Annotated in this window: 14 protein-coding genes; 5 read left to right on the forward strand and 9 right to left on the reverse strand. The window is 67.4% G+C overall.

All coding sequences use genetic code 11. From position 1 onward, the window contains the following. Positions 1-2: 2 nt before the first annotated feature. From JYA75_RS07090 to JYA75_RS07100, 3 genes are read left to right on the forward strand one after another with little or no spacing between them, the layout of a single operon-like run. Positions 3-1,220: an acyl-CoA dehydrogenase family protein gene (locus tag JYA75_RS07090; RefSeq protein ID WP_043798040.1), complete on the forward strand. Its 1,218-nt coding sequence runs from the start codon at positions 3-5 to the stop codon at positions 1,218-1,220. Continuing rightward, positions 1,217-2,248 (forward strand): phosphotransferase family protein, encoded by a 1,032-nt coding sequence (locus JYA75_RS07095; protein ID WP_029546452.1) that lies wholly within the window; start codon positions 1,217-1,219, stop codon positions 2,246-2,248. Before JYA75_RS07090 ends, JYA75_RS07095 begins: the two co-directional genes overlap by 4 nt. A gap of 11 nt (positions 2,249-2,259) precedes the next feature. Next, positions 2,260-2,997, forward strand: coding sequence for an SDR family oxidoreductase (locus JYA75_RS07100; protein ID WP_203330160.1), 738 nt, complete (start codon positions 2,260-2,262; stop codon positions 2,995-2,997). 4 nt (positions 2,998-3,001) lie between these two features. Here JYA75_RS07100 and JYA75_RS07105 read toward each other — a convergent pair whose 3' ends face one another. Next, positions 3,002-4,267 (reverse strand): GAF domain-containing protein, encoded by a 1,266-nt coding sequence (locus JYA75_RS07105; protein ID WP_006939953.1) that lies wholly within the window; start codon positions 4,265-4,267, stop codon positions 3,002-3,004. A 220-nt stretch (positions 4,268-4,487) separates the two neighbouring features. Here JYA75_RS07105 and JYA75_RS07110 point away from each other — a divergent pair, with 220 nt between their 5' ends. Then, positions 4,488-5,543, forward strand: coding sequence for a 2,3-butanediol dehydrogenase (locus JYA75_RS07110; RefSeq protein ID WP_203329820.1), 1,056 nt, complete (start codon positions 4,488-4,490; stop codon positions 5,541-5,543). Between the two features lie 670 nt (positions 5,544-6,213). On the opposite strand, the gene JYA75_RS07115 is transcribed toward JYA75_RS07110, so the two are convergent. The 8 genes from JYA75_RS07115 to JYA75_RS07150 all read right to left on the reverse strand — a co-directional run bounded on the left by JYA75_RS07115 (position 6,214) and on the right by JYA75_RS07150 (position 13,940). Beyond that, positions 6,214-7,038: an SDR family oxidoreductase gene (locus JYA75_RS07115; protein WP_185713213.1), complete on the reverse strand. Its 825-nt coding sequence runs from the start codon at positions 7,036-7,038 to the stop codon at positions 6,214-6,216. Positions 7,039-7,069: 31 nt separating this feature from the next. Beyond that, positions 7,070-8,038 carry a PDR/VanB family oxidoreductase gene (locus tag JYA75_RS07120; protein ID WP_185713212.1) on the reverse strand — a complete coding sequence of 323 codons (969 nt, stop codon included), beginning with the start codon at positions 8,036-8,038 and terminating at the stop codon, positions 7,070-7,072. Positions 8,039-8,075: 37 nt separating this feature from the next. Beyond that, entirely contained in the window at positions 8,076-9,302 is a 1,227-nt protein-coding gene (locus tag JYA75_RS07125) for a cytochrome P450 (RefSeq protein WP_185713211.1), read from the reverse strand. Positions 9,303-9,795: 493 nt separating this feature from the next. Next, positions 9,796-10,569: an SDR family NAD(P)-dependent oxidoreductase gene (locus JYA75_RS07130; protein WP_185713210.1), complete on the reverse strand. Its 774-nt coding sequence runs from the start codon at positions 10,567-10,569 to the stop codon at positions 9,796-9,798. Positions 10,570-10,609: 40 nt separating this feature from the next. Then, positions 10,610-11,836 (reverse strand): TetR/AcrR family transcriptional regulator, encoded by a 1,227-nt coding sequence (locus JYA75_RS07135; protein WP_185713209.1) that lies wholly within the window; start codon positions 11,834-11,836, stop codon positions 10,610-10,612. Positions 11,837-11,860: 24 nt separating this feature from the next. Next, positions 11,861-12,304: a MaoC/PaaZ C-terminal domain-containing protein gene (locus JYA75_RS07140; RefSeq protein ID WP_185713208.1), complete on the reverse strand. Its 444-nt coding sequence runs from the start codon at positions 12,302-12,304 to the stop codon at positions 11,861-11,863. Beyond that, complete coding sequence (locus tag JYA75_RS07145) at positions 12,301-12,756, reverse strand: MaoC family dehydratase N-terminal domain-containing protein (protein WP_185713207.1); 456 nt, start codon at positions 12,754-12,756, stop codon at positions 12,301-12,303. The genes JYA75_RS07140 and JYA75_RS07145 overlap by 4 nt, the downstream gene beginning before the upstream one ends. Further along, positions 12,756-13,940, reverse strand: a complete 1,185-nt coding sequence (locus JYA75_RS07150) for a lipid-transfer protein (protein WP_185713206.1) — start codon at positions 13,938-13,940, stop codon at positions 12,756-12,758. Before JYA75_RS07150 ends, JYA75_RS07145 begins: the two co-directional genes overlap by 1 nt. Before the next feature lie 225 nt (positions 13,941-14,165). Here JYA75_RS07150 and JYA75_RS07155 point away from each other — a divergent pair, with 225 nt between their 5' ends. Further along, positions 14,166-14,990, forward strand: a complete 825-nt coding sequence (locus tag JYA75_RS07155; RefSeq protein ID WP_185713205.1) for an SDR family oxidoreductase — start codon at positions 14,166-14,168, stop codon at positions 14,988-14,990. The last annotated feature ends 10 nt before the right edge of the window (positions 14,991-15,000 follow it).

Below are 15,000 nucleotides of genomic sequence, written 5' to 3' on the forward strand. Positions count from 1 at the left end.
CGATGGCTGTCGATCTGTCGTACCCGGAACACGTCCAGGCACTGGTGGCGAGGACCGAGGAGTTCGTCCGGGAGCACGTGCTGCCCGTCGAGGACGCCCACAACGGTGACATCACCGCCGCCGGGGGCGACGACCTGCGGGTGAAGCTGCAGCAGGCGGCCAAGGACGCCGGCGTCTTCGCGCCGCACGCGCCCGTCGAGTACGGCGGCCACGGACTCGGCATGGTCGACCGCGCCCCGGTGTTCGAGGCGGCGGGCTACTCGCTGTTCGGGCCCATCGCACTCAACATCGCCGCCCCGGACGAGGGCAACGTGCACATGCTCGCGCACATCGCCAGCCCGGAACAGAAGGAGCAGTTCCTCGCGCCGCTCGCCCACGGCGACGTGCGGTCCGGATTCGCGATGACCGAACCGGCACCCGGCGCCGGGTCCGATCCCAACGCGCTCACCACCCGCGCCGAGAAGGTCCCTGGCGGCTGGAAGATCAACGGCCGCAAGTACTTCATCACCGGGGCCGACGGCGCCGGCTTCTTCATCATCATGGCTCGCACCTCCGGCGAACCCGGACAGCGCGGCGGCGCCACGATGTTCCTCGCCCCCGCCGACACCCCGGGCCTGACCGTCGGCCGGCACATCGACACCATCGACCGCGCCATGATCGGCGGTCACTGCGAGGTGTTCTTCGAGGACCTGTTCGTGCCGGATTCCGCCGTCCTCGGTGAGGTCGACCAGGGCTTCGCCTACGCGCAGGTGCGGCTCGGGCCCGCCCGCATGACGCACGTGATGCGCTGGCTCGGCGCGGCGCGCCGCGGCCACGACATCGCCGTCGCCCGCGTCGCCGAGCGGGAAGGCTTCGGCGGCAAGCTCGGCGACCTCGGCATGATCCAGAAGATGGTCGCCGACAACGAGATCGACATCGCCGCCACCCGTGCCCTGCTGACGCAGGCGTGCTGGGAACTCGACCAGGGCTCGCACGCGTCCAACTCCACGTCCATCGCCAAGACCTTCGCGGCCGAGGCGGTGTTCCGCATCGTCGACCGGTCGATGCAGATGTGCGGCGGCCTCGGCGTCTCCGCCGACCTGCCCGTCGCGCGGCTCGCCCGCGAGGTCCGCCCGTTCCGCATCTACGACGGGCCTTCCGAGGTGCACCGCTGGGCCATCGCCAAGCGCGCCGTCGGCGCCGCGAAGAAGGCCGCCGCCGCGAAGGAGAGCCGGGCATGAAGACCGCACAGCACGAGGGACTCGACCTGAGTGCCCTGCACCGCTACCTGGAGGACTCGGGCATCGCCCTCGACGGCGAACTGCGCGCCGAACTCATCTCCGGCGGCAAGTCGAATCTGACGTACGCGATCTTCGACGACACGTCGCGGTGGGTGCTGCGCCGGCCGCCGACGGCAGGGCTCACCCCGTCCGCACACGACGTCGCCCGCGAGTTCCGCATCACGTCGGCGCTGCAGGGTTGCGGCGTGCCCGTCGCGCAGACCGTCGTCCTGTGCGAGGACGACTCCGTGATGGGCGCTCCGTTCACCGTCGTCGAGCACGTCACCGGGCGGGTGATCCGCACGACCGAGGACCTCGCCACCCTGAGCGACGACGAGATCGAATCGTGCACCGGCGAGCTCGTCCGCGTGCTCGCCGCCCTGCACTCGGTGGACTACGAGGCCGTCGGCCTCGGAAACCTCGGCCGCCCCGACGGGTACGTCACCCGGCAGGTGAAGTTGTGGGCCGGCCAGTGGGACCGGGTCAAGACCCGCGACCTCGACGACCTCGATCGGCTCCACGCCGCCCTCGCCGACGCGATCCCCGCGTCGTCGGCGGCGTCGATCGTGCACGGCGACTACCGGATCGACAACACCATTCTCGATCCTGCCGATGCCGGAAAGATTGCGGCGGTGGTGGATTGGGAACTGTCCACGCTCGGTGACCCGCTCACCGACGTCGCCCTGATGTGCGTGTACCGCAACCCCGCGCTCGATCAGGTGCTCGGCGAATCCGCCGCGTGGACGAGCCCGCGCCTGCCGTCGGCCGACGACCTCGCACAGCGCTACGCGGTGGCGACGGGCCGCGAACTCGCCCACTGGAACTTCTACATGGGCCTGGCGAACTTCAAGCTCGCCGTCATCGCCGAGGGCATCAACCACCGCTGGCGCGTGGGGGCGACCGTCGGCGACGGCTTCGACCGGGCAGGGGAGGCCGTACCGGTCTTCGCGGCCGCCGGCCTGGAGGCACTGCGGGGAGGCGCAGCGTGACAACCGATCTCGTGAACCCCAGCGCCCTGGTCACCGGCGCATCCCGCGGCATCGGGCTCGGTGTCGCCACCCGCCTCGCGGAGCAGGGCTACGGTCTGACCCTCACCGCGCGCGACGAGGCGCGGCTCGACGCGGTGGCCGCCGGCCTGCGCGACGCCGGTGCGCCCGAGGTCCGGGTCGTCGCCGCCGACCTCGGCGACCCGGACACCGCGGCACGCGTCGTCGCGGCGCACGAGGAGACGTTCGGCAGCATGCGGGCGCTCGTGCTCAACGCCGGCGTCGGCACCGCCGGCACCATCGCCGAGTTCCCGATGCGGCGCTTCGGCAAGACGGTGTCCGTCAACTTCGAGACCCCCTTCGCCCTGATCCAGGCATCGTTGCCGCTGCTGCGCAAGGCCGCGACCGCCGCCCCAGGCCGCGGTGCGAAAGTGGTTGCGCTGTCGTCGATCACCGGCGTCTACGCCGAGGCCGGCCTGGCCGTGTACGGTGCGACGAAGGCGGCGCTGATCTCTCTGGTCGAGACGCTCAACGCCGAGGAGTCCGGCAACGGTGTCAGCGCGTCCGCGATCGCACCCGCCTACGTCGACACCGACATGTCCGACTGGATCAAGGACCACATCCCCGCCGAGGAGATGCTCGAGGTGAACGACGTCGTCGAACTCGTCGACGCGGTGCTGCGGCTGTCCTCCCGTGCGGTGCTGCCGCGCCTGGTGCTCAGCCGGGCCGGGACGGACGCCTACCGGGCCTGAGCTCTCACCGGCCGTCCGCGAGCGCGCGGACGGCCGGGCTGGTCGCGTGCCGGACGAACGCGCAGTCCGCGAGGCGTTCGGCCGTTCCGAGGGTGAGCGTCATGTCGACCGAGTCGGCGAGCCGGTAGGGCCGGCTCTCGACGACGGAGCCGAGGACGCGGCGCAGCCGGGACACCTCCGCCCGCACCGCGACGGCGTGGTCCGGGTCGCCGTAGATGCCGTTGCTCACCTCGGTCACCGTCATTCCCTGCGGCCCCCGCAGGTGCAGCAGGAGCAGGATCTCGGCGTGCCGGGCGGACAGCGGGCTGCGCCACGCCGAGTCGGCGCCGCTGACGACGACCGTCGGCGTGCCGGACAGGTCCAGTTCGATCGCCATCCGCGCCGGGCCACCCGCTGGCCGGATCAGCCAGCCGTGCGCGAGCTGCTCCGGCACGCACAGGCCCAGGCCGGGCACGCTCAAGGTCCGCTCGGACGTCGGCGCCGCCACGCGCTTGGTGGCCGCAACGCCCGACGCGTGCGCCACCCACCCGTGCTCGTCGACGAGCAGCAGCGGCCCGCTCATCGAGGCGAGCACCGGCGCCGCGGCCGTGCGCAGCCGTTCGAGCCGGTTCTCGTGCAACCGCCACAGCTGCGCCTCGGCGAGCCGCACCGCCGTCTCGACGAGCGCGCTGATGGTGGGATGGATGGTCAGGGCGGGGCCGCTCACGTCGACCACGCCGAGCAGTTCCCCGGTGCGCGGATCGTGGATCGGTGCCGCGGTGCAGTACCAGGGGTGCTGGGACTGCTCGAAGTGCTCGGCGGAGAACAGCTGTACCGGGGCGGCCTCGGCGAGGGCCGTCCCGATCGCATTGGTCCCCACGGTCGCCTCCGTCCACCGGGCGCCCTCGCTGAATCCGAGGCTGTCGGCGCGGCTGCGCACCTTGGCCGACCCGGCCCGCCACAGCACGATCCCGTCCGCGTCGGTCACGACCATCAACATGTGCGACGCCTCGGCCACGGAGCACACCACCTGCTCGAGGTCGCCGATCACCCCCGACAGCGGGGAGTTCCGCCGGCGCCGTTCGACCTCGGCGAGCGGCAGCAGGGCGCGGGCGTTGCTGCCGTCCGGAGCCAGCCCCGCGACGAGCACCCGGGACCAGGACCGGGCCACCACCGACCGCGGCCGCAGCGGCGACCGGCCGCCGCCGATGACCGCATCGTGCATGCGCGCCAGCTCACGCGCGTATCGGTGCAGGTCGGTGCCCGGTTCGATGGCGCTGAAGTTGCCCACGGTCTCCGTCTCTCGTCGGTCGAGTTGCCGCGAGCATATGCCCTCGGGTGTGTCCGGCACCACACCCGGCGGTACGCGCAACGCACTGCAACGTTTGCCGTGGCGCCGTGCCGGCTGTGTGCTGGATCACGCGCCGACCTCGGCAGCGGCGCACCCGGATGATCCCGCGTCGGACTCGGCCGACCATGATCCGACGCCCGTACAGCGAGGAGATCGACGCATGAAGGCAGCCCGCTTCCACGGCCCCGGGGACATCCGGGTCGAGGACATTCCCGAACCGGCCACCCGCCCCGGCACCGTCAAGGTGGAGGTGGAGTGGTGCGGCATCTGCGGCACCGACCTGCACGAGTACCTCGAGGGCCCGATCTTCGCCCCGCCCGCCGACGCACCGCACCCCATCACCGGTGAGACCGTGCCGATCACCCTCGGACACGAGTTCGCCGGCGTCGTCGCGGAAGTCGGGGACGGCGTCGACGATCTGCGCGTCGGCGACCGGGTCGCGGTCGAGCCGTACATCATCTGCGGACGCTGCGACGCCTGCCGCAACGGACGCTACAACGTCTGCGGCACATTGGGATTCGTGGGCCTGTCGGGCTACGGGGGCGGGTTCTCCCAGTTCGTCGTGGCCGAGCGGCGCTGGATCCACCCGCTCGGCGAACTCGGCACCGACGTCGGCGCCCTCGTCGAGCCCCTCGCCGTGGCGTATCACGCGGTGCGCCTGTCCGGAGCGCGACCGAGCCACTCGGCGCTCGTGTTCGGTGCCGGGCCGATCGGCCTCGTCACCACGTCGGCGCTGCGCGCCGCCGGGGTCGACCAGATCATCGTCGTCGAACCCGCCGACGTGCGGAAGAAGAAGGCCGAACCGGCCGGTGCCGACCACATCATCGACCCGCGTGACGGCGACGTCACCGAGCAGGTCCTCGAGCTGACCGGCGGCCGCGGCGCCGACGTCTCCTTCGAATGCGCCGGCATCGACGCGGTGCTGAAGTCCGCGATCCTGTCCACCCGGGCGGGCGGCACGTGCGTCAACGTCGCGATCTGGGGCCACGAGGCGTCCGTCGCGATGAACGACCTGGTCTTCCGCGAGGTCAACCTGCTCGGCAGCCTGGCCTACGCGAACGACCATCCCGCGACGATCGAGATGATCGCCTCCGGCAAGGTCGACCCCTACCAGTTCATCACCGGCCGCATCGACCTCGACGACATCGTCGCCCACGGGTTCGAGGAACTGATCTCCAACAAGGAGGAGAACGTCAAAATCCTCGTCCGGCCGTGAGTCGCCCGCCCTGCGGGCAGAGTGCCTGACCGGCGAGCATCGTCACGGACCGCCCGCTGCCCGACAAGGCCCTCTGCCCGACAAGGCCCTCTGCCCGCCAGGACCCTCCGCCCGCCAGGACCCTCCGCCCGCCAGGACCCTCCGCCGGATCGAGAACCGTGCGCCGTGCCACCGTCGCGCGACGCCGCAAGGAATGTCAGCCGGCGGTCACGGCCGGTCGGCGGTGAGCAACCGTGTCCGGCGGGCGAGGGTGAGGCCGATGCCGTCGGCTGCCGCGCGCACGGCCACGGCGTGGGCCTCGGGCGGAAGCGGTAAGACGGACCGGTGACGCTGATCGCGGCCACCACGGTGCCGTCGGCGTCGCGGACCGGGCGGCGACGCCGACGACTCCGGGGACCGATCCTCGTACTCGTGCGCCACCGATCACTGTGGAAGATCACCCGTCCACACAGCGCACGTCGTCTCCGCGCTGCGCAGCCGGGTCTCCGCTCACAACCGCGCCAGTTCCTCGGCGACGGTTTCGCAGCCGTCGCTACCTTCGGCCGCTGAGCGCCGGCCGGAGGAATCGCCCTTGCGGATCCGAATCCGCAAGGGCTCGTCGCGGATGCCGAGCAGATCCTCCGTGTATCGAGACCGGCGTCGAAGCCGGTGATTCCCGTGGCAGCGGCGATCAGGCAGGCGCCGTGACCATGCCCAGCCGGTGCATATCCGGAACGAACGGCTGGTGAGCGAGCAGTCCACCGTCCACCCGGATGACCTCACCGTTGATGCCTCGGGAGTCGTCCGACGCGAGGAACAGGAATGCTTTGCCCAGTTCTGTCGGTCCGTTCAGGCTCGGACGCATTGTGTGCCCCACGTAGATGTCCTTGATTGCCTCGGGCAACGCCTGCGCGGGAGGAGTGGTGGTGGTGCCCGGGCAGATGGCGTTGCAACGCACTCCTTCCTTGCCGTACTGCGTCGCGGTGAACTTGGTCAGGGCGATGAGGGCTGCCTTGGTGGCGCCGTAGCCGGTGAGGCTGGTGTCGCCGGCGAACGCGTGGGTGGACGAGGTGTTGACGATGGCCCCACCGTTCTTGCGAAGATATGGCAACGTGTGCTTGGTGAGCAGCATGGCCGCGCGGACATTGACGGCCATGACGTTGTCCCATACTTCGACTGCCATGTTGGCGACATCACCGTCGTCGCCGGGGAAGATGCCGGCGTTGTTGATGACGATGTCGGGAGCACCGAAGTAGTCGACGGTCCGCTGCACGAGCTTCTGAATCTGGTCTTCGTGCCGTAGGTCGATTTCGACCGCCAGAGCGGTCTTGTCGCCGTGACGTTCGTTGAGAATCGCCGCAAGACGCTCAGCGCCTTCGATGTTGATGTCGGCGAGAACGACTCGTGCACCTTCGGCTGCCAGCTCGGTAGCGGTGGCGCCACCGATGTTGAGACCTCCCGGTTCAACGCTCGTCGCACCGGTGACGATGGCAATCTTGCCCTCTACACGGCCCATTTCTTCACTCCTTGTCGAAATTTTGGTGGACTTACAGGTCCAGTACCAGGCGATCGCCTCGACACCGGGATACACAGATCAGGATGTATTCGCCCGCGGCTTGTTCTTCCGGAGTGAGGATCTCGTCCCGATGGTCGGGGATCCCCTCCAGGACCGTCTGCTCGCATCGTCCGCACATCCCCTGCTGGCAGGACGACAGGACGTCGATTCCGTTCGATTCGAGGGTGTGAAGGATCGTCTCGCCGGTGGGGACTACGAAACTGCGGTTCTGCTTGGCCAGCACAACCTCGAAGGCGGTGTCTCCGGAGGCCTCCGGCGCCACTGCCGGAATGAAACGCTCGGTGTGCAAAGCACCTTCGGGCCACGATGCGAATCGATGCTCGATTGCCTCGAGCAGGCCGGACGGGCCGCAGCAGTACACGGCGGTGTCGTTCCGGGGCTCACGGAGCACTCTGTCCAGATCGATCGGACCGTGGTTGTCCTCGGGAAGGATCTCGACCCGATCTCCGTATCGGGACAGTTCGTCGCGGAAGGCCATCGATTCGGCGGTCCGGCCTCCGTAGACCAGATGCCAGTCCGCACCGAGATCCTGGGCCCGCGCGATCATCGGGAGGATGGGGGTGATCCCGATTCCCCCGGCGACGAACAGGTACCGGCTCGACTCGACGAACGGAAAGTTGTTGCGGGGTAATCCGACCCGGAGCTTCGTTCCTGCGTGAACGGAAGTGTGGATGTACTCGGATCCGCCGCGTCCCTTCGCCGGTGGTTCCCGGAGGACGGCAATCCGCCATGCGTCGGAATCCGATGGGTCGCCGCACAACGAGTACTGGCGAACCGGTCCCGACGGAAGAAGGACGTCGATGTGTGCCCCGGGTGTCCAGGTGGGAAGGCTCGTGCCTGTTACCGGCCGCAGGACGAGTGCCTTGACTCCGGTGGCCACAGTGTCGACCTTCTCCACGACGACATCGATCTCGTCGTCGTACGAAGCGCGGGTGCTCACCCGGCCTCCTCCTCTCCGTAGAGTCCGAAATGGGTCGTCAGGCTCGGTCCCACGTGATCGGGAGTTCGTGGACACCGAAGATGCGGGCGTCGTTCTTGAGCCCGATGTCCGCCGCGGGCACTGCGAGACGCAGGCCCGGAATGCGCTCGAGCACGATGGAGAACACCACCTGCAACTCGAGGCGTGCAAGCGGAGCGCCCAGGCACGTGTGGATTCCGTGGCCGAAGGTCAGATGCCGGCTGGCATCCCGATGGAAGTCGAGGCGATCGGGCTCGTCGAAGACCGACGGGTCGCGGTTGCCTGCCTCCGTCGAGAACATCAGCAGTTCGCCCTTGGCGATCTGCTGTCCGGCAACCTCCATGTCCTCGGTCGCGGTGCGGGGAAGGCTTCCGATGATGTCGAGGTGACGGAGCAGTTCCTCGACGGCCTGGGGCATGAGCTCCGGGTCCTCGCGGAGTTCGGCCAGCTGATCGGGGTGCTCGAGCAGCGCGAACAGTCCCAGACCGAGCATGTTGCCGGTGGTTTCGTGGCCGGCCATGAGCAGGAAGGTCGACATGCCTGCCACGTCGACGATGCTGAGATCGCCGGACTCGATGTGCTTGACCAGGAGGCTGACCAGGTCGTCGCCGGGGGTCTGCTGTTTGATTGTGACCAGTTCGGCCAGGTAGGTCATCACATCGCCGATCGCAGCGGCGATCTGCTCGGGAGTGCTGTCGGCGGCGAGGACCGCACGAGTGCGTTCCTGGAAGAAGTCGTGCTTGTCGTACGGGACGCCGAGCAGTTCACAGATGACCAGCGAGGGGAGTGGCAGCGCAACAGCATCGACGAAGTCGACCGGTTCGTCGGACTTCAGCATCGCGTCGACGAGCTCGTTCGCGATCCGTTCGATGTTCGGTCGCATCGCCGCCATGCGGCGGGGCGTGAACTCCTTCGCCAGGATCCTGCGCAGATCGTCGTGCTGCGGCGGATCCATGGCCACGAAGAAGCCGGGAACCGCTTCCTCGCCGGCATCACCGCGGGAGGAGTCGTCGATGCCGCGCACGCTCATCCGAGGATCGGCGAGCACCGAGCGCACGTTGTTGTACCCGGTGATCAGCCATCCGGGGGTCCCCTTGAAATCGACCTTCTGCAGGTTGTCGTCGCTGAACGATTCGTACTTGTCGTGGGGCGCGAACGGACAGGTGCGACCGAACGGGAAGCGGGGGAGCTCCGTGCTTCCCGCGGTGTCGTTGCCGATCACGTCGTCTGCAGGTGTGGTTGTCATCTGATGTCCTTCGGTAGCGGCGGGAGTGTGCCGTGACCTCCGGTCCGGGATCCGTACAGCGATGAACGTGTGCTGCTGCGGTTCGACCGATTCGGAAGGGCGACCCGTGGAATGTGACGGGGGGCACATAATCAGTGAACGTTCATATCGTGGCATTCCATCGATCGATCGTCAATGCGAAGTTCGAACATTTCTCGAGGAGGGGATTCGTGTGTGGGTGCGTGCAATCAACAGAGATATTGAAATCGATTGAAAGACAACATGTTACGGATCGGATTGCTCTGGGCGGTATCGAAGATCAGTTGAATCGAACGCTTCTGCGCGGAAGGTCGAGAGCGTCGGTGAGCGTTTGACGTTAGTGGTAACTCTGAGGATGCGCCGGGTTTTCCCGGGCCGAGAACACGTCCGCCGTGCACGACGTCGGCGTCCCCCGCGGAGCCGCGAGAGAGTCGAATGTCGCGCACGACGGGTCGACGTGCTGGTCGGTGTGGGGTCAGGCGGTGGCCCGGCGAAAGTGGGCCAGCAGATCCGGATACTTCACCAGATGTGCACCGCCGTTGATGTCGAGACTCTCACCCGTGAGCCAGGACGCGTGAGTCATGTAGACGGCAGCGTCGGCGATCTCCTCGGGCGTACCCGAGCGGCCGAGCGGTGTGTTGGCCAGGTAGTCGTCCTGAAGACCCGGCACGGCCATCGACGGTGTGGTCAACGGGGTCATGACGATTCCGGGGGCGATGGCGTTGACCCGGATGCCCCGTGGCGCCAGTTCCAGGGCGGCGACTTGCGTCAGCATCGCCAGTCCGGCCTTGGCGGAGCAGTAGGCACTCATTCCGGTGCCGGGTTGCCGCGCGTTCAACGACGAGATGGAGATGATCACTCCGCCGTCGTCCATTGCGCGGGCCGCATGCTTGACCACCAGGAAGGCGCCGGTGAGGCAGACATCGACGACGAGACGGAACTTGTCGGCGGGCAGGTCGGTGATCGAACCGGCGACACTGAGTCCGGCGCTGTTCACTGCGATGTCGAGTCGGCCGCGTCGTGTGCGGACGGATTCGAACAACTCCTGGACCGAATTCTCGTCCGTCACGTTCACTTCGACGGCGTCGTGGGGTTCGCCGAGTTCGGCTGCGAGTTCCTTCGCCGCCGTGAGGTTGCGGTCGGCCACGGTCACAGTGGCGCCGTCGCCGGCCAGTGCCCGGGCTATCGCGGCACCGATACCCGAGGCGCCACCTACGACGACCGCACAGCGTGCATCGTTCGGGGACATATTCTTCGTTCCCTTCCTGGAGGGAGATGGAATGTGGTGGTCATGAGGACACGAGGCCGGCCGGGAGGATCATGGCGTGTGCCAGAGCGGACAGTTCCTCGGTGATGCCGGGGCGCTCACGGAGCTCGGCGTTCTGCGAGACGTCGGTGATCACGCCGATGACGGCCTGGGCGAGGGCCCGTGCATCCGCCGCCGACAGGTTCTCTGCAATGGCGCAGATGGTTTCGATCCATTCGGCGACGTATTCGCGCTGGGTCTCCCGTAGTGCGGCCTGTTCCTCTTCGGAGAGATACAGCAGGTCGGTGGTGAGGATGTGCATGATCCGGCCGTGCACACCCAACGCCTGCCGGATGTACGTGCCGATCAACGAGTCGAGCACCTGCTGCGACGAGGTCGCCTGGGCGAGGGCGTCGGCTGTCACGTACAACAGTCCCTCCGCGCCGCGCTCCAGGATCGCACGCAGTACCTGTGTCTTCCCGGTGACGTGCTGATACAGCGTCGCCACGGACATCTCCGACGCCTTCGCGATGTCGTCGATGCGTACGTCGTAGAAACCGCGCTCGACGAACAGTTGTGAGGAGGCCTCGAGGATCCGCTCGCGGCGTCCCGCCGGCCGACGGGGGACCGGGCTCGGTGCAGGTGCGGAATCCGGCCCTGCCTCGGGTAGTTCGCAGGCGATGATCGCCCGCGCGATCGCCAATTGGATCTCGATCAACCGCTCGGGCGTGAGCGTGCCCCGGATGGTCGTCGTGTTCGAGTACATCGTGAGGACCGCGAAGCCCAGCAGTTCGGCGCGGTGCGCGGTGATCTCGGGATGAGCGGCAGTGATCCTCGCGGCGATACGGTCGCGATTGACGGAGAAGTAGTTCCGGAAGACTCGACGTTCGTCCTCCTGGAGGTGCCGTTGTTCCCGCCGCCACAGAGTGGCCTCGTCACCATTTGCCGTCAGATCACTCAAACCGTCGAGAAACAGGTCGAGCTGCTCGAGAGGTGTCGCGCCCTCGTCGTCGGCACGATCTGCGAGTTGTTCGACGAGCGTTACCTGGGCCATCAACGCCTGCACGAGGATGTCGTGCTTGCCTTTGAAATGCCGGTAGACCGCGGGTCCGGTCAGACCTACCGCCGCGCCGATCTGGTCGATGCTCACGTTTTGGTACCCGAGATCCTGGAACAGGTGGGTCGCGGCTCGGACGATCTGCTCGACTCGATGACCGCTCCGGGCGGAAGCGGGGGCGGTTGCGGCACGGGACGTCGTCGAACGTGCCATCTCAGTTGTCTCCTGTGGGCTCGATCATGGGACCAGTTTCGCATCCCCGGCGTCGGACTCCGGCCACGCCACGACTGCGGTCCCGGCCAGCGTCCTGGTCCCGTCCGCCAGAACAGCGTCGAGGTCCAGCACGGCACGTCGTTCGCCGTCGACGGTCACGATTTCCTTGATCGTGGCGGTCAGGGTGGGTTCGGCGAGCACGGGTGTGATCGCGGTGAACCGCGTCGACAGTTCGCGGATGCTGCTCTGAGGGAACCGGTCGGTGAGCAGGCGCCCCAGATAGGCCATCGACAGCATTCCGTGTGCGAAGACGTCGTCCATGCCGGACGCGCGCGCGGAATCGATGTCGATGTGGATCGGATTGTGGTCGCCGGACGCGCCGGCGAACAGTGCCAGCGTCGTGCGGGTCACGGCGCCGGGCCGCAGTTCGGCCACGACGTCGGTTGCGGTGGGTGTGGGCGAGGTCATTTCTTACCCCCGGGATTCTTGATGACGCTGACGCTCTCGAGTTCTGCTACGACGGCTCCGTCGCGGGTCACGGTGCTGCGACGTACGAGGAAGTCGAGCGCGCCGCCTGCCTTGGTGTATGCGTCGACATATTCGGATTCGAAGGTGACGCGGTCGCCGGCGTGAACATCGGCGAAGTAACGGAACCGCTGTTCGCCGTGGAGGACGTTGCCGAGATCCACTCCGTGAGCCGCCAGGTCGGCGAAGACGTTCGAGTTCTCGAGTTCGAGGCCGAACAGGAAGGTGGGGGGAGCGAGGACGTCCGGATGCCCCGCGACGATCGCGGCCTCACGGTCGCGGTAGATCGGATTCTCTTCGCCGATCGCGATGGCGAACTGCCGGATCCGGCCGCGTTCGACATCGGCGATGGTCGGGGGAACCGCGACCTCGAGGATTGCGTGATCAAGAGACATCAGGCCACCTTCTCGTACAGGGTGACGACGCACGCGCCACCGAGACCCAGATTGTGCTGCAGTGCGATCCGGGCACCGTCGACCTGGCGTTCCCCTGCCTGCCCGCGGAGCTGCCAGACCAGTTCGGCGCACTGGGCCAGACCGGTCGCGCCGAGGGGGTGGCCCTTGGACAGCAGGCCTCCCGACGGGTTGGTGACCACGCGGCCACCGTAGGTGTTGTCGCCGTCGAGGATGAACTTCTCGGCGGTACCTTCCGGAGTCAGGCCGAGGCCCTCGTAGGTGATCACCTCGTTGGTGCTGAAGCAGTCGTGCAGTTCGACGACGGGGATGTCCAGCGGGTCGATGCCCGACTGCTCGTAGACCTCTGCTGCGGCCTTGGCGGTCATGTCGTAGCCGGCAACGCGCATCATGTCGGTGGTGTCGAAGGTGCCGGGGAGGTCGGTGACCATCGACTGGGCGCGTATGCGGATGCTCGCATCCAGTCCGTGTGCGCGAGCGAACTCCTCGCTGCACACGATGGCTGCCGCGGCGCCGTTGGTGGGCGGGCAGCACATCAGGAGAGTGAGCGGTCCCCAGATCTGCTTGGAGGACATCACGGTGGCGAGGTCGATCGGATCGCGGAAGACCGCGAGCGGGTTTCGCGCTGCGTGCGAACGTGCCTTGACCGAAACGCGGCCGAAGATGTCGGACGACACCCCGTAGCGGGCCATATAAGCGACACCTGCGCCGCCGAACATCTTCGCGGCCATCGGCGCTACCTCGTCGCCTCCGGGCATCGACACGGCGATGTTCTCGCCGCGCGCTGTCGGGCTGGGGCGATCACCGTACGCGTTGGCGAGTGCGCCCGGTTGCATCTGTTCGAAGCCGAGCGCGAGGACGCATTCGGCGGTTCCGGAGGCCACGGCCTGGCGGGCGAGCCAGAGTGCACTCGATCCGGTCGAGCAGTTGTTGTTGACGTTGACGATCGGGATGCCTGTCATCCCGATCTCGTAGAGGGCGTTCTGTCCCGACGTCGAGTCGCCGTAGACGTACCCGACGAAAGCCTGTTGGACATCGGTGTATTCGAGACCGGCGTCCTTCAGTGCCGCGGTCGCCGCCGCAGCTCCCATCCGGTCGTAGGTTTCGCTTTTGCCGGGTTTGGTGAACGGCATCATTCCGACGCCGCTGATGCAGACATTGCGCATGGGTCCGCCTTTCGGTCGAAGTGGGCTTGTGAAGTTCAGACTTGAGCAGACCATACATACTCGCGATTAACAAGAAGAGGATAAAGCCAGTAAAAATTGCCATTGACTCCACACACAGGCTGAAGTTAGTATTCACGCCAGTGACTGGAGTCACATGATCTTCAATGCGACGACCTCGCGGTATCCGGAGGTCGAGCGCTCGACGCGAACACTCAGGAGGAACACGTGAGCGGCCAGAAACTTCAGGACAAGGTGGCGCTGGTCTCCGGCTCGGGCCGCGGTATCGGTCGAGCCGTCGCCGTGAAGCTTGCGTCCGAAGGGGCGCGGGTGGTGATCAACGATCTCGACGCCGAGCCGGCGAAGGAAGTGGTCGCAGAGATCGAGGCGCTCGGCGGTCAGGCCGTCGCGTGCATCGGCAGCGTCACCGACGCCGAGTTCGCCGACCGCTTCGTCGCCACTGCGGTGGACAACTTCGGTGGGATCGACATCATCGTCAACAACGCGGGGTACACCTGGGACAACGTGATCCAGAAGATGACCGACCAGCAGTGGGCGGACATCATCGACGTACACCTCACGGCACCGTTCCGCATCCTGCGCGCCGCCCAGCCCGTCATCAGCGCCGCCGTCAAGCGCGAGCGCGAGGAAGGCTTCGTTCCGTGCCGCAAGGTCGTGAACATCTCGTCCACCTCGGGGCTGCTCGGTAATCCCGGCCAGGCCAACTACTCCTCCGCCAAGGCGGGCATGGTCGGCCTGACGAAGACGATCGCCAAGGAATGGGGCCGCTACAACGTCACCTCCAACGCGGTCGCCTACGGCGTGATCAACACCCGACTCACTTCGGTGACCACCGAGTCGAAGACGATCGACGTCGAGGGCCGGGAGATCAAGGTCGGCGTGGATCCCGCGGTCATGGAGGCTGCGACGAAGCAGATCGCGCTCGGCCGGGCCGGCACCGTCGAAGAAGCTGCCGGCGCCGTCTACCTGCTGTGCAGCCCCGAATCGAGCTACATCACGGGCCAGGTCCTCGTGTGTGGCGGCGGGCTGTGACCGAGGCCCC

This window comes from Rhodococcus sp. PSBB066 (assembly GCF_017068255.1).
Taxonomy (GTDB): Bacteria; Actinomycetota; Actinomycetes; order Mycobacteriales; family Mycobacteriaceae; genus Rhodococcus; species Rhodococcus aetherivorans.